General features: G+C 55.0%; 14 protein-coding genes and 1 pseudogene. 13 read left to right on the forward strand and 2 right to left on the reverse strand.

Going from position 1 to position 20,397, the window contains the following annotated elements; all coding sequences use genetic code 11:
* Window positions 1-5: 5 nt before the first annotated feature.
* The 13 genes from EDF78_RS24415 (at window position 6) to EDF78_RS24475 (ending at window position 17,929) form a co-directional block, all read left to right on the forward strand.
* Window positions 6-227 (forward strand): TraR/DksA C4-type zinc finger protein, encoded by a 222-nt coding sequence (locus EDF78_RS24415; protein ID WP_133824131.1) that lies wholly within the window; start codon window positions 6-8, stop codon window positions 225-227.
* Window positions 224-838 carry a type-F conjugative transfer system pilin assembly protein TrbC gene (gene trbC / locus EDF78_RS24420; RefSeq protein ID WP_133824132.1) on the forward strand — a complete coding sequence of 205 codons (615 nt, stop codon included), beginning with the start codon at window positions 224-226 and terminating at the stop codon, window positions 836-838. The genes EDF78_RS24415 and trbC overlap by 4 nt, the downstream gene beginning before the upstream one ends.
* Window positions 835-2,703, forward strand: coding sequence for a type-F conjugative transfer system mating-pair stabilization protein TraN (traN, locus tag EDF78_RS24425; RefSeq protein ID WP_208294500.1), 1,869 nt, complete (start codon window positions 835-837; stop codon window positions 2,701-2,703). Before trbC ends, traN begins: the two co-directional genes overlap by 4 nt.
* Window positions 2,700-3,461, forward strand: a complete 762-nt coding sequence (traF, locus tag EDF78_RS24430; RefSeq protein ID WP_133824133.1) for a type-F conjugative transfer system pilin assembly protein TraF — start codon at window positions 2,700-2,702, stop codon at window positions 3,459-3,461. Before traN ends, traF begins: the two co-directional genes overlap by 4 nt.
* Before the next feature lie 8 nt (window positions 3,462-3,469).
* Window positions 3,470-4,015 carry a type-F conjugative transfer system pilin assembly thiol-disulfide isomerase TrbB gene (gene trbB / locus EDF78_RS24435; protein WP_347876873.1) on the forward strand — a complete coding sequence of 182 codons (546 nt, stop codon included), beginning with the start codon at window positions 3,470-3,472 and terminating at the stop codon, window positions 4,013-4,015.
* A complete protein-coding gene (locus EDF78_RS24440) occupies window positions 4,012-4,293 on the forward strand; it encodes a hypothetical protein (RefSeq protein WP_133824134.1) in 282 nt (93 codons plus the stop codon). The genes trbB and EDF78_RS24440 overlap by 4 nt, the downstream gene beginning before the upstream one ends.
* Window positions 4,290-5,645, forward strand: coding sequence for a conjugal transfer pilus assembly protein TraH (traH, locus tag EDF78_RS24445; RefSeq protein WP_133824135.1), 1,356 nt, complete (start codon window positions 4,290-4,292; stop codon window positions 5,643-5,645). Before EDF78_RS24440 ends, traH begins: the two co-directional genes overlap by 4 nt.
* A gap of 1 nt (window position 5,646) precedes the next feature.
* A complete protein-coding gene (gene traG / locus EDF78_RS24450) occupies window positions 5,647-8,499 on the forward strand; it encodes a conjugal transfer mating-pair stabilization protein TraG (protein ID WP_133824136.1) in 2,853 nt (950 codons plus the stop codon).
* Entirely contained in the window at window positions 8,496-9,041 is a 546-nt protein-coding gene (locus tag EDF78_RS24455) for a hypothetical protein (RefSeq protein ID WP_133824137.1), read from the forward strand. The genes traG and EDF78_RS24455 overlap by 4 nt, the downstream gene beginning before the upstream one ends.
* Before the next feature lie 75 nt (window positions 9,042-9,116).
* Complete coding sequence (gene traD, locus EDF78_RS24460; protein ID WP_133824138.1) at window positions 9,117-11,321, forward strand: type IV conjugative transfer system coupling protein TraD; 2,205 nt, start codon at window positions 9,117-9,119, stop codon at window positions 11,319-11,321.
* The gene (gene traI, locus EDF78_RS24465) at window positions 11,318-16,507 is read left to right on the forward strand and encodes a conjugative transfer relaxase/helicase TraI (protein ID WP_133824139.1); all 5,190 of its coding nucleotides are present in this window, start codon (window positions 11,318-11,320) and stop codon (window positions 16,505-16,507) included. The genes traD and traI overlap by 4 nt, the downstream gene beginning before the upstream one ends.
* A 56-nt stretch (window positions 16,508-16,563) precedes the next feature.
* Entirely contained in the window at window positions 16,564-16,767 is a 204-nt protein-coding gene (locus EDF78_RS24470; protein ID WP_133824140.1) for an Hha/YmoA family nucleoid-associated regulatory protein, read from the forward strand.
* 58 nt (window positions 16,768-16,825) lie between these two features.
* Entirely contained in the window at window positions 16,826-17,929 is a 1,104-nt protein-coding gene (locus tag EDF78_RS24475; protein ID WP_133824141.1) for a Replication protein, read from the forward strand.
* 1,639 nt (window positions 17,930-19,568) lie between these two features.
* Here the strand turns inward: EDF78_RS24475 and EDF78_RS24480 are convergent.
* Both EDF78_RS24480 and EDF78_RS24485 read right to left on the reverse strand, forming a co-directional pair.
* A complete protein-coding gene (locus tag EDF78_RS24480) occupies window positions 19,569-19,820 on the reverse strand; it encodes a type II toxin-antitoxin system RelE/ParE family toxin (RefSeq protein ID WP_133824144.1) in 252 nt (83 codons plus the stop codon).
* 6 nt (window positions 19,821-19,826) lie between these two features.
* Window positions 19,827-20,306, reverse strand: a pseudogene (locus tag EDF78_RS24485) (Tn3 family transposase); the annotation flags it as partial.
* Window positions 20,307-20,397 lie beyond the last annotated feature (91 nt).

The raw sequence follows: 20,397 nt of genomic DNA on the forward strand, positions 1-20,397 counted from the left end.
GGGTTATGGACAACATCGATCGTATTACTGAACTGGAACTGGGGTTGTTTGAGCTGCGCTTGAAGGCTGTCACCTGCAAGCCCCCTCGTCAGTCAGCGTTGTATTGCACTGAATGCGGCAATGATATCCCTGACCGCAGGCGTAAAACCCTGCCGGGCGTCCAGTTGTGTGTGGGATGTCAGGAAGTGACTGAAGTGCGTGATCGTAATTTCGGAGGGCGCGCATGAAAAGTTCCCGTGCGCTGTTACTGGCTACCTTGTTCACCCTGCCGGCATATGCAGCGGCGGCTGTACAGGACGACCAGCAGTTTATCAACGACCAGCTTCGTGCCGGTGATTCGCTGCGCGGTGCGCCGATGCCTGATTTTCTGCGGTCGTTGCCAAAGTCACCTGCGCTAACAGGACCGCAGCAGTCCTTTATTGACGGACTAAACGCCGCCACACCGCAGGTACAGCCGGAGAAACCGGTGCCGCAGGCGCTGTATTTTGTGTCGTTCTCTATGCCAGAGGACGGGCTAAAAGCCCTGGTAATCGAGGCTGACCGCCTGCGCATTCCGGCCACGCTGCGCGGGCTGATTAACAACGACTTTCGTCAGACCGCGAATGCGGTACTTAAACTGGTGAACGATGAGAAGCGCGGCGGCGTTCAGGTTGACCCGACCGCCTTTAAAACCTACGGCATCACAGCGGTGCCTGCGCTGGTCGTGACCTGCAACGGTCACTATGACCGCGTGGGTGGCAACATCGCGCCGGTGCAGGCGCTGCGAAAAATTGCCGAATCAGGCGAGTGCATTGCGGTGGCGAAACAGCTGCTGACGGCGGCGGGAGAATCGCTATGAATAAATGGGTGACTCTTCTGTTATGGGGTGCATTGCTTTTCGTAATGGCGTCGCTTTTTTGGGTGTTGTCCGCCAACGCCAACGACCAGTACAACGCTGGTTCAGGCTATGCCAGCAGTATTAAAGACAGCAGTGGCAAAACTGTCACCGGCTTTACGCCGTCTTCAGTGCTGCCCAACTACAACGCTACCCCGCCAGAATCCGGTTACTACGGCGGCGTGACGGCGGGCAGCACCAACCTGGATACGCAGGGAAATCAGGCGCTGGCCACCAGCGAGGCGGGCAAGGCCATCACCGACTCGATACTCAATAACCCGAAAGATCCCATTTCGATGGATGCGCCGTTTATCAGCGCCGGTACCGACGCGCAGGCTAACGCTGAAGGCGTCACTGACGGCTCGTTTGACGGCTGTGAGGCGCAGCAGGTCAGCAAAACCGAGTACACCACGCACATCTGCGAGCGGGATATTAACGTGACGCGCACCTGTACCCGCGATGCCACCATCACCGGGCAATATTACCCGGTCAACGTGCAAAAAAGCCTGCGTATCACAGCATTTTCCTACAACAAGGAAAGCGGGCGCCTGCGCGCCGACTTTGCCTCACCGGTCACCGGCACGGTGCTGGCCGCCAGTTTTGACTTCGTTTACGCCGTCTCGACCGGCGGCTACACGCAGTCTACGACGATTACGCTGCTGGGCACGTCGGTGACGGTGCCGAAATATGGCAACGGCAACTATGGGCTAAATGCCACGAATTACGCCCTGACGGCGGGGCAAACGCAGAGCGTCTATTTCGTGGTGAACCAGAGTCAGCATCAGGACACGTTTTTAAACGGCATGCTCAACAACCTGAACAGCGGTAAAACCACCTTCGTACTCAACATGACCGTGATGGTTCAGGAGCAGGAGTGGCGGGGGCAACCGAGCTGGCCGGCTGCCTGTGCGCTGTCGCAGGAGGCAGGGGCGCAGCTTGTCAGCAGCATCTGTTCTGCGGGCGGCGGCGAGCGTCAGATTGTGGTCGACGGCGTTGCGCACAGCGTGTACAGCGACTGCTGGCAGTACACCGATACCTACCGGACGCAGGAAGCCGACGAAGGCACCTGTGCCACCTATGCCGCCAACCCCGCCTGCACACTGGCCACCCAGCAGTGTGCGTACTCCCTCGACGGGATTTGTCTGCATCAGAACGTGACCTACAGTTGTGAGAGGAAAATCACAGGCACGGCCATGGTGTGTGGCGGGGAAGTGTTTTGTTCGGACGGCTCCTGCGCGCAGGTAGTGGGCGGCCAGAGCGACAGTTTCCAGAAAGCGGTCTCTCAGCTGGCCGCCGTCGCCGCTGCGGGTCAGGACGTGGCGGATCTGAACGACGTCAATGTCAGCGCCTTTACCGGTCGCGGCCAGTCGTGCCGCAAGGCGGCGGCGGGCTTTAACAACTGCTGCAAAGCGTCCGGCTGGGGCAGCGACGTGGGGCTGGCCAACTGCAGCAGCGACGAAAAAGCGCTGGGCAAGGCGAAAGAGCGCCTGCTGACGGTGGATGTGGGCGAATACTGCAGCAAAAAAGTGCTGGGCGTGTGTCTGGAGAAAAAGCGCAGCTACTGCGTCTTCGACTCCAAACTTGCCCAGATCGTGCAGCAGCAGGGCCGTCAGTGGCAGCTGGGGATCGGCTTTGGCTCTGCGGAGTCTCCCAACTGTTCCGGCATCAACGTCGCGCAGCTCCAGGCGCTGAACTTCGCCATCATGGATTTTAAAAACTTCTATGCCGACCTGGAAAACGGCTCCGCTATCCCGGACGGTGACGCCCTGACTGAGCGCATCAAAGAACAGGTTGCGGCGCAGATGCAGCAGGCGGGAGGCGGAAAATGAGACGCGCACTCTGTCTGCTCCCCCTGCTGCTAACGGTCACGGCGGTGCACGCTGACCAGCCGGTGCTGAACGATTCGGTCGGTTGGCACTGGTACAACGAGCCGCAGGATGAAGATGAATCAGAACTGACAGCGCCGGCGCTGGCACCGGCACCTGTCATGACGCCGTCAGAGCAAAAAGCGCAGCTGCAGCAGGCGACTAAAGAGGCGCTGGATACCGCCATTTTGTATCCGACGCCGCAGAACTTTAAGCGCTATATGACATTGCAGAACTTCTGGACGGGCAAGGCGGGTGAGTTCAGCCAGTCGGCGAAGCAGGCCATGCTGATGTACCCCGAGCTGGACTACAACCTGAAGTTCAGCCACTACAACGGCACGGTACCCGCCCAGCTGCAGGCCGATCAGGCGAAGGCGAAAGACGCCATTGCAGTGCTCACCGCAGACCACGGCCTGTTCTTCTTCTACCGGGGTAAAGAGCCGCGCGACAGCCTGCTGGCCAGCGTGGTGAAAGACTTCTGCGCCGGGAACGGGATCAGCCTGATTGCCATCAGTGTGGACGGGGCGATAAGCCCGACGCTGCCGCAAAGTCGCATCGATAACGGTCAGGCTAAGAAAATGGGGATCAGGTATTTTCCGGCGCTGTTTCTGGTCAATCCGCGTGATGAAAGCTATCAGCCGGTGGCCTACGGGTTTATCACACCTGATGACCTCTCGAAGCAGTTTTTAAACGTGGCCACCGGCTTTAAGCCGAACTTTTAAGGGATTAAATGATGATATCAGCACGCATTACAACGGCTTTTATTACGACGCTCCTGCTGAACACAGTCGCTCAGGCGTCGACCTGGGATGACATCCGGGCGATAGAGGCGGCGAAAGGAAATCCTTCCACGTCAGTGCCGGTTGGGCCTGCTAAACCCGCTGTAAAACACGCTCGCTGGTCGCAGCTTAACAACGGCCAGCGCGTCAACCTGAACGACTGGAAAGTCGTGGTGTTTATGCAGTCCACCTGCGCGTACTGCCACCGGTTTGACCCGATGCTAAAAGCATTTTCGGAGGAAAGCGGCCTGTCGGTGACGGCGTTCAGCCTCGATGCAAAAGGTGACGCGGCGTTCCCGGATGCGCTGCAGGCGACGCCGGAGGTGATGGTGCAGTTCTTCACGCCGGGCATGCCGGTGGCCACGCCGACCACGTTTTTAGTCAACGTCCATACGCTGGCCACCTATCCGCTGCTGCAGGGCGCGGTGGATAAACCGGCTCTTGCTTCCCGCCTGGACGAGGTGTTTCAGGTGGCGATGAACGGGAGGGGGCAATGAGGTTTTCTTTCTTCAAAAAACAATTGGGCAGCCGACCGGACTCGCTGCTTAAGACAGTATCCCTGTATGTGGTATTGACCGGTCTACTGATTCTGGTGGCCATTGGCTTGTCCTTGGGCATGTGGGGCATTTTGCATAAGCCGCTTCCCCTCGGTTTTTTTGTCGCTGGAGTGGCAGTCACCGCTGCGGGCTGTGCCGAGTTGATGGTGGATGATTCTGTTCGCTTTATTAAACGTCAGTTGCAGAAATATAGCGTACGCAAAGGTGGGACACGATGAAACTGGCGACGATCACCTGTCTTATTGGGTTGCTGCTCGCTGCGCCGGCCAACGCCGATGTGAACAGCGACATGAACAGCTTCTTCGGCAAGCTGGGCTTTGACGGCAACACTTCCAGGCCGCAGGTGTGGCAGGGGCAGGCGGCGGGCTACGCCAGCGGCGGCTCGATGTACATGCGAACTTCCGTCAGGCAAATACAGATGGTCTCCCTGGCGCTGCCCAGCATGAGTGCCAGCTGCGGAGGCATTGATGCCTATCTCGGCTCTTTTTCACACATCAACGGCGAGGAGCTGCAAAGGTTCGTAAAACAAATCATGGGCAACGCCGCCGGGTATTTCTTTGACCTCGCTCTGCAGACCACCGTCCCGGAAATGAAGCAGGCCAAAGACTTCCTACAAAAGCTGGCCTCGGACGTGAACAGCGCCAATATGTCGAGCTGTCAGGCCGCGCAGGGCATCGTCGGCGGCTTATTCCCGCGCACGGCGGTGAGTCAGAAAAAGGTCTGTCAGGACATTGCCGGCGAAAGCAACCTGTTCTCTGACTGGGCGGCGTCGCAGCAGGGCTGCACGGTGGGCGGCAGTTATGACAGCGTCACCAATAAAGCCAGCGACAAGACCAAAGATCAGGTGATGAAAAACAAGAATGTGATGTGGGACGCCATTAAAGAGAAGGGCATGTTCAGCAGTAATCAGACGCTGGCCGAGTTTGCGATGAGCCTGACCGGCTCACTGATTTATGACGCCAACGGGCAGATAAAAATCCTGTCTCCGATCACCACCAATGAGGACGTGCTGAAGGCGATGATGAACGGTGGCAGTGCGACCATCTACGCCTGTGATAGCAGTGATTTGTGCGTGAACCCGAGGCTGACCAGCATCACTATCAGTGCGGGAAATTCCATGAACGGCCAGGTGATCGCCCTGCTCAAAGGCATTCAGGACAAGGCGGTGAGTGATGACCCGCTGTCCGTGGCCGAAAAGGGTTTTCTGGAAGCAACCAGCATTCCGGTGCTGCGCTATCTGGTCGACCCGCTGTCGGTCAATATCGGCCCCGCCGTGGTGTATCAGCTGGCTGACTACATCGGCTACGACATCATGATGCAGTACATGAACGAGATGATTAAGCAGGTCCGCACGCTGATGGGGGGTAAAAGCTATCCGGGTGAGGTGGCCGACCAGCTCGACAAAAGCCTGACCCAGGCGACCACGCTGATTGCCGAACTGCAGACGCGGGTGCAGATCAAGCAGGATGCGGTGATGGCGGTAGAAAGGCAGATGAGTTACCTGCGCCAACAGGTCTCAAGCCGTCTTATTCAGCGCTATCAGGGCAACTACCGGTTTACGGGAGAATAATATGGACGTTATTTACACGATCAGCGGCGGCGCATGGTTTCGGGATTCACTGAATGCCGTTGCAGCCTTTACCCAGTCGGATACCGGCCGCAGTCTGATGACGATTGGCACCGTGTTGTCTGTCGTGACCTGCGCCGTTGCCTGGATACGCACCCACGATATTTTCACCCTCGTGAAATGGGCCATGATCCTCACGATTATTCACGTGCTGATAAATGTGACCCGGCCGGTACAAATTATCGATGCGACCAGCCCGCATGAAGTCTATCAGGTGGATAACGTCCCTGTCGGACTGGTACTGCCGGCGACGGTGATCACCACCGTCGGCCACGGTCTGGTGGCCGGGTATGAGTTCTTTATGCATCAGCCCGACGCGCTGGCCTACAGCCAGACGGGGATGTTGTTCGGCGCGACGCTGGTTGGCAGCAGCACGGACTATGAGTCGGTCAGTGCGGAACAAACCGACATGTTCGCGGACTATGTACAGAACTGCGTGGTCGGGGACATGCTGCTCAACAAGAAATACAGCATGAACGACCTGATGAACAGCGCAGACCCTTATACGTTGATCTTCAGCAAGCCCAGCCCGCTGCGCGGCATGTTTAACGAGGAGGGCAAGTTTATGACCTGTCAGGAGTCGGCGGCCATCCTGCAGAAGATGATGAACACCGACGCCAGCGTCGGAGGCACCACGTGGACGCATTATATCCGCAAGTATCTGGGCAACAAGCCGGAGCGGGCCGCGCTGTACAGCCAGCTGATGGGCGACAGCTACCAGTATTTTTACGGCGCAGGGAAAAGTGCCAGTGAGATTATGCGTCATAACGTCACCCTCAACGCCCTGCGTCACGGCTTTGCCGGCTATGCGGCACGCAACGGGGATACCGCTAGCCTGGTTAACCTGTCGGCGGAATCGTCGTTTGCCAAAATGCGCATGTCGCAGGCCACCAGTGCCAGCATCGCCACCCGTACGCTGCCGGTGATGCAGACGGTGCTGACCGGCGTGCTGATTGGCCTGTTCCCGCTGCTGCTGGTGATTGCCATGATCAGCACGCTGTCATTCGAGGTCATGAAAGGCTACGTGTTTACTTTTGCTTACCTGCAGAGCTGGCCGGTGTTGTTTGCCATTCTGAACAACGCCATGAACTCAAATCTGCAGGAGAAAACCAGCGGTATAGCAGTAACGCTGTCCAATCTGTCAGAAAGACAGCAGATGTTCTCCGATGTCGGGACAACAGCAGGCTGGCTGGCGTTGTCCATTCCCTTCCTGTCGTTCTATCTGGTGAAAGGGCTGGGCAACGGTGTGTCGCAGGCGGGCAGCTATCTGGGTTCCGCCATGCAGAGTTCGGCGTCGCAGTCTTCGTCACAGGCCGTGGACGGTAACTGGTCGTTCAACAATATGCAGACGGATAACGTACAGGGCGGCAAGTGGGACACCAACAGCAGCCATGCCAGCGGTCAGATAACCAACCAGACCGGCACCGGTGCGACGGTGACGCAGACCGGCGACGGTGGCACGGTCTATAACACCACCGGCGCAATGTCGAAATTGCCGATGGATATTAACTTTGGGAAAGCTGAGAGCAGCGCAGCGCAGCGTTCTGCCCGCGAAAGTTTGGCTGAGTCCCAAAGCCACCTGTCGGGCTACAACCATTCGGTGAACAGTGCATTTAACCAAGCGAACCAGTTCTCCCAGCAGTATGGCAATAGCTCGACGATGAGCAGCGGCGCGGACAATGCGCAGAGCATGAGCGATACGATCGCGGCGAACAAGATGGTCTCTGCCGCCAAAACCTATGCGCAGAAAAACAACATGAGCTTTGCCGACGCGTGGAGCGAGATGGATAACAAAACACGCCAGCTGCAAGCTAATGCTGGAATTCGGGGGAGCGTTGGTTTTGATTCCAACAGACAATTTGCTGGCAAATTGGCCGGTTTCGCAACTGGTGCCAGCATTAAAGGTGATTTCCACGCGGGCGTGGAAGTTACAGCAGCGTCCGGCAGTCAGGATTCGATGAGCAAGTCAGGCACTTCAGGTAAGGATTTCTCTGCAGACAAAAACAGTCAGGAACTCAACGATTTCCGCGAAGGACGTGACGTGCTCACCAGTCACCGGACGTCGCAGTCGGGCAGTCATGCGGACAACACGGCAAACTCCAGGCTGGAGCAGCTGAGTGCTACATTGGCAGAGGCAGACAGCCAGTACCAGCAGTACACCGACAGCATGACCCGCAGCCATGAATACAGCAAAATTGCTTCTGAGTCTGAAACCATGACGGCTCAGACCCAGAGCAATTATGCGCAGGAGTTTGTGGGCTATGTTCAGGCTCAGGCACCTGAGCGTGCAGAGGCGATACTGACCAATACGGCCAGTCCGGAAATACGGACAGACCGCGAACAGCTGGCAGAACAATTCATGCATGACAAAGTGCATTCCCGCGTTGAAGGGGATTTCGAGGCGAATCGGGCCTCTCTTTCTGAAGGCATGCCGACAGTGCAAAACACGGTAGCCCCTGCGTCAGGCAATGCCTATCAGCGAGGCGAAGCCGAAATCGCCAACCGTACCAATAATGCCGCGGTACGCACGGACAGCGCTGACCGTGCCAGTACCATGATTGATGAAAATAATAAGGCAATATCTTCACAAGGGCTGGAGATAAACACAGTAAAAGATGGTATAAATAATAATCGGGACATCCTGAAAGCCGACTATCAGACGGCAGAAAATACGTACTCTGCCGAGCATGATAAAGCGCAAAAAGCACAGGACTCCTTGCTTCCCCGCATGAGCGAAATACGAGAAGACGCAAAAAAAAATTCGGCCAACTTAAAGGATGAGGACGGTGACAAATGAACATGACCAATAAAATGATTAAAGAAGATGTTGCAATGATCTCGCGCGTCTTCTTAAAACAGGAGTGTGAGGTGCCGCCATTTTGGAAGTGCATGCGCCCGGGGCTGAGCATTTTTTTGGGGCTAGTCGCCTGGCAGACTTTCTTTGCGCTCACCACCGAAAATTTTAGCGGGGGGATCTCAATTGTCTTCGCTGTATTTATCGGTTTTATTATTTTTATCAGTTGCTTTGGTATGAGTGCGAAATATTATTCATTACCTGAAGAAGTAAGAGATAAATCAATAATCATACGGTTTATGAAAACCAAAATAAAGTATTATGCATGTTTTGTGATGCTGGTGTACGTGATATTTACCTTGGCTCTTAGAATGACTGATGTTTTTATCCCTGTCGCGTGCATAATATTTTTTTTCATAACTTTTTTTATTTCCTTCTTCATCTTTTTAGCCGACATGGGACGTTACGACCTGTCACTTTTTAACGCTGCTATCTCCGCGTGGCGGGGTGAAGAACCTGACGGTACGCTTAAAAAAACCGAGTAAATACTGACTGATTTTGACCGCTAAACCTCACGTCACGGCGTGAGGTCCGGCCCTCCCTTTGCCTAAGGAAAGGTTATGAGCTTCAACTCCCGCGACTTTACACAGGGCGGGCAGGTTGCGTTTATGCGCCTGCGGATGTTCCTGCAAATAAACAACATCATTTCGTTTTATATGATTATGTCGTTCCTGATCATTACGGTTGCGACATTATTTATCCGCATGAGCATACAGAACATCATGAATGGGCTGATGTATTGGTATGCCACAACAATAGCACCTTTCCAGAAACACATTGTAAATCCGACGATTTACCATCTGGATTATTACGGCAAAAAACTTAACTACACTGCGATGCAAATTGTCAGTGATTCCTACACGTCATATTGCGGACAACTGCTGAAGCAGGAAATCATTATTTCTGCGCTGATATCGCTGGTTATGGTCTTTATCGGTACAGGTGTATTTTTCTGGTATCTGGGACATCTGGGTAAAAAACAAAGTGAGGATGAAATCATCGGCGGCCGCGTGTTAAATACCGACGTGAAAGTCGTCGCCAGAATGATGAAAAGCCGCGATCAAGCCTCGGATATTAAAGTCGACGATCTGCCGATTAAGAAAGACAGCGAAATTCAAAACTTCGGCATGCATGGCACCGTCGGTTCCGGGAAGTCCACGCTGATGCGTAAATTCCTGACCTACCTGCGTGAGCGCGGCGACCTGGTTATTATCTATGACAAAGGCTGCACCTTCGTTGAGGAGTATTACGACGAAACCAAAGACAAGCTGCTGAATCCGCAGGACGAGCGCTGCGCTAACTGGGACATGTGGGGCGAGTGTCCGACGCTGCCGTCGCTGGAAACCATCTCCACCTCCCTCATCCCGATGGGGGCATCGGAAGACCCGTTCTGGCAGGGCTCGGCTCGAACTATCTTTTCTGAAGCCGCGCATCGCATGCGTAAAGATCCGGAGCTGAGCTATAACAAATTTCTGCGCACCCTGCTGGCTATCAAGCTCGACAAGCTTCGCGAGTTTCTCGCTGGTACGCCTGCCGCGACGCTGGTGGACGGAAAAATCGAGAAGACAGCTATCTCGATCCGAAGCGTGCTAACCAACTACGTGAAGGCCATGCGTTATCTGCAGGGCATCGACCGCAGCGGTAAACCCAAATTCACCATCCGTGAGTGGATGCAGGGCACGAAGGTGGGCGCTAAAAATCCATGGCTGTTTATCACCTCTAACCAGCAGCATCATGAGTCGCTCAAACCGGTCATTTCCATGTGGCTGAGCATTGCCGCCGACAGCCTGCTGTCGATGGGTGAGAACCGCCACCGTCGTGTCTGGTTCTTCTACGACGAACTGCCATCGCTGCACAAGCTGCCCGGGCTGCCCTTTATTATCGCCGAAGCGCGTAAGTTTGGTGGCTGTTTCCTGCTGGGCTTCCAGTCCTATCCTCAGCTGGAAGAAATCTACGGCAATAAGTCTGCCGAAGCCATGTTCGACCTGCTCAACACCAAGTATTTCTTCCGTTCACCGAGCGCACTGGTGTCCAAATTCGTCGCCGAAGATATCGGCGAGACGGTGCGTAAGAGGTTCAGCGAGCAAACCAGCTTTGGTAACGAGTCGGTGCGTGACGGTATCTCCTTCGGTAAGGAAGAAGAACGGATCAATATCGTCAGTCACACTGACGTGCAGAAGCTGGAAGACCTGGAATGTTTTGTCACGCTGCCGGGTGATTATCCGGTGGTGAAAATGGCCCTGAAGTACCAGAAACTGCCGAAAGTTGCTGAAGCCATCCTGGAACGCGACGTTGAATCCAGCCTTGACCCCGAGATTGAAGAAGATCTGGAAAGGCGCTGGGCGGAAGAAAGCATGATGAATGCATTATTCAGCCAGGATGCATCGGTCGAAACTCCGCCAGTTGTGCCTGCGACTGCCGCCGTGATCCCCGCCGGCAGTCAGGTCAACATGCCGCCTTCGCCGGTTCCCGCAAACACAGTAATGAACACGGCCTCCGCGCCCAGGGTGACAACACCTGTCGCTGCAGCAGTTGCGGCGGCAGAGACTGCTGAGACAGCATCCGCCGGTGGCCGTGATGAAGAAATCGATATTGAGCTTCCCCCTGGCATGAGCGAAGACGGCGAAATCGTTGACTATGACGCCTATGAGCAGTACGCCGCCCAGTCCGAAACGCAGGACGCCATGCGCCGCGAAGAGGTGAACATCAATCACAGTCGTGCGGAAAAAGGGAATGACGAACGTGACGGAGGCTTCTACTTATGATGAGCATCAGTCCGATAGCCGGCGATGCCGGTTATTACTCGAGCCAGGATAATTACTACGTACTCGGCAGCCTCGAGTCCCGCTGGCTGGGCGAGGGCGCTGAAAATCTGGGGCTGTCCGGTGCAGTGCTGGACGCCGAGATGAACGCCATGAAGAAGGGAATTTTGCCCGATGGCAACGTGCTGTCGCGCGTTGAAAACGGCAAAGAGACGCACCGGCCCGGCTATGACCTGACGTTTTCGGCGCCCAAAAGTGTCTCGATGATGGCTCTCATTGGCGGCGATAGGCGGTTTATTGACGCGCACATCCGTGCGGTTGATACCGTCATGAAAGAAGTGGAGGCGCTGGCCAGCGCACGTATTACCGAAGGTGGCCAGACGCAGACCGTGCTGACCGGCAATATTGTTGCCGCGCTCTATAACCACGATACCTCCCGCGACTTAGACCCGCAGCTGCATACCCACGCGCTGGTGTTTAATGCCACCGAGGCGGAAGGCAAGTGGCGGGCGCTGGCCAGCGACACCAAAATGAGAACCGGCTTTTCCGAAACGATGTACGCCAACCAGGTAGCGCTGGGCAATATCTACCGCCATTCGCTGCGTGAGTCTGTGGAAAAGATGGGCTTTGAGACGCATAACACCGGGAAAAACGGTCTGTGGGAAATCAAGGATGTGCCGGTGGAGGCTTTCTCTCAACGTAGCCAGGCAATCAATGCCGCCGCCGGTGACGGGGCCTCTTTAAAATCACGTGATATCGCCGCACTCGATACCCGCAAGGCCAAAGTGGCCTCCGACCCGCTGGTACTTGTGGCCGAGTGGAACGAGAAGCTGAAAGAGACCGGGTTTAATCTTCCTGACTTTGTCGGGCGGGCGAAGGCGCGAGAGCTGCGCGGCGCAGACGTCAGCGAATCCGCCGGCGTTGCCCCTGACATGGCCACCGCCATCGGCAACGCCATTTCTACTCTCAGCGACAGCAAAGTGCAGTTTACCTATTCCGACATGCTGGCCAAAACCGCGTCGCAGTTGCCCGCCGAACCCGGACTGTTTGCCCGCGTGCGCGACGGCATCGACGCGGCCGTTGAGCAGCAGCGTCTTATCCCGCTGGATAAAGAGAAGGGCATTTTCACCTCTGATATCCACCTTCTGAACGAACTCAGTGTGCATCAGCTGGCGAAAACCGCGATGCAGGAAAACCGCGTACTGAGTTTTCCCGAGCGTGCAGTGGAGCGCTCCCGTTCCTACGCCGATGCTTACTCCGTTCTTAGTCAGGATAAATCGCCGGTGGCCATTCTCTCCGGGCGCGGCGGGGCGACCCAGCTGCGTGACCGCGTCACCGATGCGGCCATCATGGCCGGTGAGAACGGGCGGGACGTGGTCGTTCTGGCAGCAGACAACCGCGGACGGGATTTTCTCTCCCTTGACCCGCAGCTCGCCGGAAAGGTGATGTCGCGCAGTGCCCTGACCGCCGACCTGACGCTGCCCCCGCAGAGCACGCTGGTTCTGGCTCAGGCAGAAAAGCTGTCCCTGAAAGAAACGCTGCTCATCCTTGAAAAAGGCCAGGCGCAGGGTGTGCAGATGCTGTTTATCGATTCTGAAAACCGCACCGGCACCGGCAATGCCCTGTCGGTGCTCAAAGATGCCGGCGTGCCGCAGTACCGGTTTTACGACGGTTCTAAAACCCTGACTACTGTGGTGAGCGAAAGTGACAAACACCAGCGTTATGACCGTCTGGCTCAGGACTATGCTGCGCTCAAGGCCGAAGGTCAGCCGGTGGTGGCACAGGCCAGCGGTCCGCGTGAGCAGGCGCTGCTCAATACGGCTATCCGGGCAGAACTGCAGGCGACCGGCCTGCTGGGCAAAGACGAACGCCAGATGTCCGTTATTCAGCCGGTCTGGCTGGACGGCAAAACCCGCACCCAGCGCGACACCTACCGCGCAGGCATGGTGATGGAGAAGTGGGACAAAGACACCAAAACCATGACGCGATACGGCGTCGACCGCGTCACCGAGAGTACCAACACCCTGCGTCTGGTTTCAGAGACCGGCGAAGTACGTGTGGAGAAAATCAGTGGACTCGACAGCAGCTGGAGCGCTTTTGCCCATAAAAAGCTGCCGGTCGCCATCGGGGAACCGCTGATGGCGGTGGGCCGCGAGCTGGAAGGCAAAGTCAAAGCGCGGGATGGCATGACGGTCACCGGTTTTGTGGACGGCGGCGTCGTGGTCAGTAAAGGGGATACATCGCTGGTTCTGGATACCTCACGCGCCCTGAAGCTGGCCTCTCCGCTGGTGGAGGGGCTGGGGGCGAGCGTCAGTGAGAACCAGGTGGTGCTGGCCGCTACCGGTACCCGTGATCTCAACACCGCCGCGCTCAACCAGCTTTCCCGCAGCGGGTCGACGGCGAGGATTTACACCGCACTCCCGCAGGACAGGGCGGAAAAGAGGCTGATCAGCAATCCCAACTTCAGGGTGGCCAGCGAGCAGGTGAAGGGGGTAGCCGGTGAGCGAAACCTCGATGCCGCCATGCTGAAAAACCGCGACTCTCTGAATACGCCGGTAGCGCAGTCGGTCGCGCTGGGCCTCAGCCGGGCGCAGTCGCAAAGCATCGCCTTCAGCAAAGCCAACCTGATTTCCGCCTCGCTCGGCTGGTCGCCGGACGTCACGGTGTCTGAGGCCAGCGCTGAAATCGACCGGCAGGTTAAAAACGGCGATCTTATCAGTCTGTCGCCGGTCGCCGGTGCCGATAGTGGCCTGATTGTACCGCGTGTCACCTATGAGATGGAGAAATCCATCATCCGTTCGGTGGCTGAAGGTAAAAATGCCGTAACGCCACTGATGGACACTGTGCCAGAGAAATACCTCGCCGGGCTGACCGGCGGTCAGCAGGCCGGCACCAAACTTATCCTCGAAAGTCCTGACCGCTTTGTGGCCATTCAGGGCTACGCCGGTACGGGTAAAACTACCCAGTTTAAGGCCGTGATGGCGGCACTCGGCAGTCTGCCTGCGACGCAGCGGCCGGAGGTTATTGGTCTGGCTCCGACGCACCGCGCCGTGCATGAAATGCAGTCAGTTGGCGTGCAGGCGCAGACGCTGTCCTCATTTCTGAGCGAGGAACGTCAGAAGAATCTTGCCGGAGAACAGACGGACTACGGTAATACGCTGTTCCTGGTGGATGAGTCTTCCATGGTGGGCAACCGCGATATGGCCGAACTTTACCAGCGTATTGCCGATACGGGCGGGCGTGCTATTAACAGCGGCGACGTCGCGCAGTTGCAGCCTATAGAACCCGGCCAGCCGTTCCGACTGCTGCAGAATCGCAGCCCTATTGATACCGCAGTGATGCAGGACATTGTGCGGCAGACTCCTCAGCTGCGCCCGGCTATCTACAGCATGATCGAAGGTGATGCCAGAGGCGCGCTGGAGAAAGTGGAAGCCATATCGCCTGCACAAATTCACCGTAAAACGAATGCGTGGGCGCCGGCCTCCTCAGTCATGGAATTCAAAGCACCGGCAGAAAGTCAGCCTGACGCGGGGGCGATGCCTGTCACAGACCAATCCAGAGCAAATGAACCCGCAGACATTATTGACGCGATCACGCGTGATTTTGCAGGGCGTACGCCGCCTGCGCAGGCGAAAACGCTGGTCGTGGCGCACCTCAACGCCGATCGCCATGCCATTAACCAAAGTATTCACGATGCGCTGAAGAAAAACGGCGAGCTGGGGACGGGCGAACTGACGCTGACCGTACTCGAACCTGCCCGCATGCCGGAAAAGGCACTGCGCAGCGCTCATGGGTTCAGCGACCATGTTGGTCACGTGGCCGTGATGAATAATCAGCATATGACGGTCAGCAGCGTGGACACAGCGCAGGGACTGGTCACACTGACAGATGAGTCCGGTAAACCGGCAGTGATTTCCAATTTCGAAAACAGTACGCAGGACATTTCGCTGTATGTCCCCCGCGATATCACCGTCAGCACCGGCGACCGCATGCGTTTTACCCGCAGCGACAACGAGCGGGGCTATGTGGCCAACAGCCAGTGGCAGGTGAGCAAACTTGAAAACAGCGGCCGGATTACGCTGACTAACGGTGAACAGGAAAAAGTACTGGAGCCCGGGCGCCTGGTCGAAGATGGACATATCGATCTGGCCTACGCGGTCACGGCGCACGGGGCACAGGGGGCCAGTGAGCGATATGTCATTACGCTGGAGGGTACTGACGGTGGCCGTAAACGGATGGCCACACGGGAAGCGGGTTATGTGACTCTGTCGCGCGCAAAGGAGCACGTGCAGGTCTACACGGATGACCGTGAGAGTTGGCTGAAGCAGCTCGACCGGCAGGCCGAGCGCCATTCTGCACATGATCTGCTGCACCATGACACCGACCGTGCTGCGCAGGTGGCCGAAAAGCTGTTATCCACGGCCACGCCATTACAGGACACCCCGCTCGGGAGAAAGCTTCTGCAGACCAGCGGTGTGGAAGCCGGCGAGAGTATGGCGAAATTTATCGCTCCCGGGAAGAAGTACCCGCAGCCCCATATCGCACTGCCGGTCTGGGACAGCAACGGTAAACGCGCCGGCGTCTATCTCGATGAAGTGCGCTTTATGCCGCAGGGCGGTGGCGCGTGGCTGGACGGTGCGCCGAGAGTCATGGGCAGTGATGATGCTCGGTTTGCAGGACTGCAGGTCAGCCGGAATGGCGATACGCACGTCGCCGGCAATATTCAGGAAGGATTGGCGTTAGCCTGTCAGCATCCGGACAGCGGTGTACTTGTCCGACTTTCTGGCTCTGGAATTCCTCACAACCTTCCCCGCATCACTGGCAGTCATCTGGCCACGGACGATGAGGTCCTTCGTCAGGCGCAGCAACCGGAAAGCGAACCTCTGCCATTTATCCCTTCTGAAGATGAGAAGAAGCACGCTGCGCTGGATAAAGCAGCACAGGCCGCTGCCGTGTTACCAGAGGAAGAAAAACTGCGCCTTGCCGCTGATGCTGTTCGTGCAGAACAGGCGAAGTCATTACCTGAGCCAGACAGCAAAGCACTGGCTGAAGCCGCAGGGAAACAATCAGATCCTGCAAATCTGAGTCAGGATCGTGCCGTCTTGCAGGTTGCAAATCAGGAACGGTTGGCGACAAAACTTCAGCAACTGGAACGCGAAATCATCATTGAAAAAACGTTCGGTGAGTGAATTACAAAACTACCGGCCGCTGACTGGCAGCGGCAGTTCTTAAAAGGAGGCAGACAATGACGAAGATGGATTTTTTACTGCAATTGCGGCGTTGCACAAAGCTGCACACATTAGAGCTGGTCACCAGTCATCAGAGGGAGCGACTGCCTCAGGAATGGGTCAATGAGTTTGAGCTGGCAGCCGATCATCGGCGGGCTGAAATCATCACCGGCAGATTGTTTGACCGGGTCCCCAAATCCGTCTGGCAGCAGATTGACTGAAGAAGTGGAAAACACCGGCAGGTAACGGGATCTTATCTCAGGGAAGGGCGAACGTAATATGAGTCATATAAAGCAGGTAGGGCCGGCAGGTGGCACTGCTGAACTCAGGGAAGAAACACCCGTTAAAAGTAAGCGGGGTGAGTCTAACAAACTTCGCAAAGGGCGCTCCAAAATTCACCGGCGTTACACGCCTAACCTTTGCTGTGCCGTTCCAAGAGGGACCGCGTCTAAAGTGGTGGCTCGCGTTCAGAACCACGACTGGCACCGCAATTTGGATCTTATCGCTCTCAGGCGCAAAGGTTATGTTCCCTACACTAAACGTAACAATCCAAATTTTGTCCCGAAACCTATGCGCATCAGGGCAAGGGAAGAGATCCGTGAGACGCTGACGGTTCTTTCCATGGCGATGGCCGCGCATTGTGACTATAACCCCGACAGTGACTATTGCTTTGAGATCATGATGCCTTTTGAGCAAATTGCCGCTGCTGCAGGGATGCTTCATGTCTATGAAAACGGACGGAAAGCCTATGACAGTCCACGGGAAGCGTTGTCTGTTATGGAACAGATGGGGTATGTCATTGTGGATCACGATAAAGATCCGGATGCTGGCCAGAACAAACCGATGCGGATCTGGCTGGCCGATAAGTTTTTTACCTCGCGGGGGATCGCCGGCGAAGAAATTAGAGAGTGGCTCGGTAAGTTCAAAATGTGGGCGCTTAAAAAAGGGCTGACAGAAAGCCTGCGTAAAAAATACGAGCACCATTTATTGCGCCTTGAGGCTTTCGGTCTGGATCTTAAAAGGAAGCACTCCTTGCGTAACCGGCTGAAGCAGATCAAGCGGTGGGTTGTCAGCCCGGATCTCGAGGAACTCAAGCAGACAGCTATGGCGACCCTGGAAGGGGAGCTGGACACGCTGGTAAATAAAGATAATTCGCGTATCGATCGTTTACTTGATGACAAAGACATCCAGCTACGGGCACTGAATAGAAAGCGCAAACAGCAGCATCCGTATTACAGAGCCTGGGTCCAGTGGTCAAACAGTGTCATGCCTCATGAGGCAATGACTCTCGAAGCGTTATTCAGACATGCACATCCGGGACTGGTGAGTTCTGACCCGGAAATGTATTACCGGTTATTACTCGAGCTCGCCAATAACCGTTAACTCTCCCGATTATGGATATCTCCTTCACCGTGCTGACAGCATGGGGACTTCTTACATCCTGATACCACCAACATACCCGCATTTCTTAGCTTTTATCTGTTAACACCGTTATCGACCAAAAAACTCCGCAAATTTTGCCTTCAAAGTGACGCATATCCGCTCGGTAAACGATGAATCTCAACATGCACGAAAGTTAACTTCGTCGCCAGTACGACTTCAGCCATTAACTTCGAACGTAATTTCTGAACAAAAGAAGCCCTTTAAAAAGGGAGTGTTTTCAGTGCGTCCTTTTAGGTACGCATCTGATAAGAGACGCCTCCACTTCGTTACGGAAACAACTATTGCGAATAGATGGGGGGCATATCCTTACTAATTCGGAGTTGCTTACAGAAGCAACAGGGAATTGTTTTCCTTAGAAATTACGATAAGTTAAGGTGCTGGTATTCATGAAGAAAAGGATGGAAGTTACGGTATGCACCCTAAGTACAAAAGTTTGCTCAATACATCGATTCTTATTGCATATGCGATGCTAATTCTCGTTTTGCTGAAATATGAATTCTTATTGTTCGCCTTTGCAGTTTTCTACATACCATTTTTTGTTTATATCATAAGAAATTGGAAACGAGTTTTTGAGAAAGCCTCTAATTTCATAGGTACGGTATTCTTTACCAGCGGGATCTTTTTCATCTGCAGAATTTTTTCTGAAAAATCCCTGAATGCAACCTTTCAGGTCGATCACGAATTTCTAAACTACTCTTCCTCAGTAAGCGGCCTTCTTGCGGCAATACCACTTTGTATCGTACTGACGGGGTTGTTTCTTTTCCTTCGATATTGGGTCAAAGTTGCTTACTACAAAGCATCATCACTCTTCACCACTAAATACGATGAAGAGTATAACTCGCTATCTTTTGGGTTTAGTTACTTCGTAATTGGTGGATTATTCCTTACTGCTCTTCCGTTTACTTATATTGACTCGAAAGCTCAGGAGTATTATCTACTCCTTGATGCGTACCCGTATTCTGACTGTAACAGGTATGCAGCAGTCGATAGGAATGTGGCTTATATCCGACAAAACAAGCACGCATGTTTAAGAGTCGAACTAAAGGGCTGGGGAAGACCACCGGTTTACACTTCCTTCGCAAGCCCTTTGGAATAAGGTTGCCCAAAGTAATTAGTTACAACATTCACATGACGTCTTTAACTACGCCGTGCAAATCTGAGGCTCCCGAGCTGCCCCCTGAACACCGCACCGTGCACAGCGGTAACTCCTGAGCGGAACCCGACCGCCCTGAAAAGCCGCGCCGCCCCGGCCGAAGGCCGGGATCAGTGCCGCTTTAATAGACGGATGTTGTAACTACTACTTTAGTGTTGCTGTGAGAATGTCGGTTTGGGTTGTGGGAAACACGCCCGTAAGCGCCCAAAGGGCGCCAACGCGGCAAGGCCTTGCCGTGACCACTCCGACGGCGTACCTAAAGTTCTGTGGGGTTTTAACGTAGTTAAGTCTGGCAGGCAGAGTGGGGGATTGAGGATACCAGGGGCTGATAGTCGTCGGTGATGCTGGAATAATCAGCCCCCGATTTGCCAAAAAGACTTACTGTCGCCTGCATGCCCTGGCGGGCATAAAAATCTGCACTGGACGTTATTTTAAACGCTCACTGGCCAACTGATAGACGTCACTGCGTTCTCTTTTACCAACGGCTACGACTGCGATAATCAGGAAGTTATCAATTACTTCGTAGACTAAACGGAAGCCCGATGCGCGCAGTTTGATTTTATAACACCCAGGCATCCCGCGAAGTTTGGCCGAAGGAACATGAGGATTTTCGCAACACTTTTTCAGTTTCTTGGCAAATTGTTGTTGAAGCGCCTTATCAGGGGTCAGTTTGGATATCGAAAATTATTGTACGTTAAGGCTATTTTTTGACCTTTCGACTTTAGCTGGTCTCAGCCGACGAAACTTACCGGAAGCCGGTATCCGGTTGCTTTTCCATATATAATCGCCTGTCAGATTGATGTGTTCCCAGCCTAACGGGGACAAATGCGACAGCAGTTGCTCGTTGATCTTCACCCCTTTGCGCTTCAGGGCATCGACCGCTCTTTCCATATAGACGGTATTCCACAGGGATATGGCAGCCGTCAGCAGCGTCAGTCCACTGGCGCGATAGCTCTGATTTTCCGGTTTTCTGTCCCTGATTTCACCCAGCCGGTGTAGGAATACCGCACGCGCCAGCGCGTTACGGGCTTCTCCTTTATTCAGTCCCGCCTGTACCCGCCGACGAAGTGCCGGATCGCGGAACCAGTCGAGCATAAACAGAGTTCGTTCAATACGACCAATTTCCCTCAGTGCTTTGGCAAGTCCGTTTTGTTTGGGGTCCGCTTGGAAAACGGAATCTATGGTCACTCCCGTTTTTGCAACACCGATTTTGACGATAAATTGGCTTGCTTGAATCTATCCGGCGTCTGAATGG

Origin of the sequence: Rahnella sp. BIGb0236 (assembly GCF_004364755.1) — a bacterium.
GTDB classification, from domain to species: Bacteria; Pseudomonadota; Gammaproteobacteria; order Enterobacterales; family Enterobacteriaceae; genus Rahnella; species Rahnella victoriana.

Bases quoted from the DNA above. Each gene is read 5' to 3' on its own strand.
- EDF78_RS24415 (WP_133824131.1), top strand. From the start codon at position 6: ATGGACAACATCGATCGTATTACTGAACTGGAACTGGGGTTGTTTGAG.
- trbC (WP_133824132.1), top strand. From the start codon at position 224: ATGAAAAGTTCCCGTGCGCTGTTACTGGCTACCTTGTTCACCCTGCCG.
- traN (WP_208294500.1), top strand. From the start codon at position 835: ATGAATAAATGGGTGACTCTTCTGTTATGGGGTGCATTGCTTTTCGTA.
- traF (WP_133824133.1), top strand. From the start codon at position 2,700: ATGAGACGCGCACTCTGTCTGCTCCCCCTGCTGCTAACGGTCACGGCG.
- trbB (WP_347876873.1), top strand. From the start codon at position 3,470: ATGATGATATCAGCACGCATTACAACGGCTTTTATTACGACGCTCCTG.
- EDF78_RS24440 (WP_133824134.1), top strand. From the start codon at position 4,012: ATGAGGTTTTCTTTCTTCAAAAAACAATTGGGCAGCCGACCGGACTCG.
- traH (WP_133824135.1), top strand. From the start codon at position 4,290: ATGAAACTGGCGACGATCACCTGTCTTATTGGGTTGCTGCTCGCTGCG.
- traG (WP_133824136.1), top strand. From the start codon at position 5,647: ATGGACGTTATTTACACGATCAGCGGCGGCGCATGGTTTCGGGATTCA.
- EDF78_RS24455 (WP_133824137.1), top strand. From the start codon at position 8,496: ATGAACATGACCAATAAAATGATTAAAGAAGATGTTGCAATGATCTCG.
- traD (WP_133824138.1), top strand. From the start codon at position 9,117: ATGAGCTTCAACTCCCGCGACTTTACACAGGGCGGGCAGGTTGCGTTT.
- traI (WP_133824139.1), top strand. From the start codon at position 11,318: ATGATGAGCATCAGTCCGATAGCCGGCGATGCCGGTTATTACTCGAGC.
- EDF78_RS24470 (WP_133824140.1), top strand. From the start codon at position 16,564: ATGACGAAGATGGATTTTTTACTGCAATTGCGGCGTTGCACAAAGCTG.
- EDF78_RS24475 (WP_133824141.1), top strand. From the start codon at position 16,826: ATGAGTCATATAAAGCAGGTAGGGCCGGCAGGTGGCACTGCTGAACTC.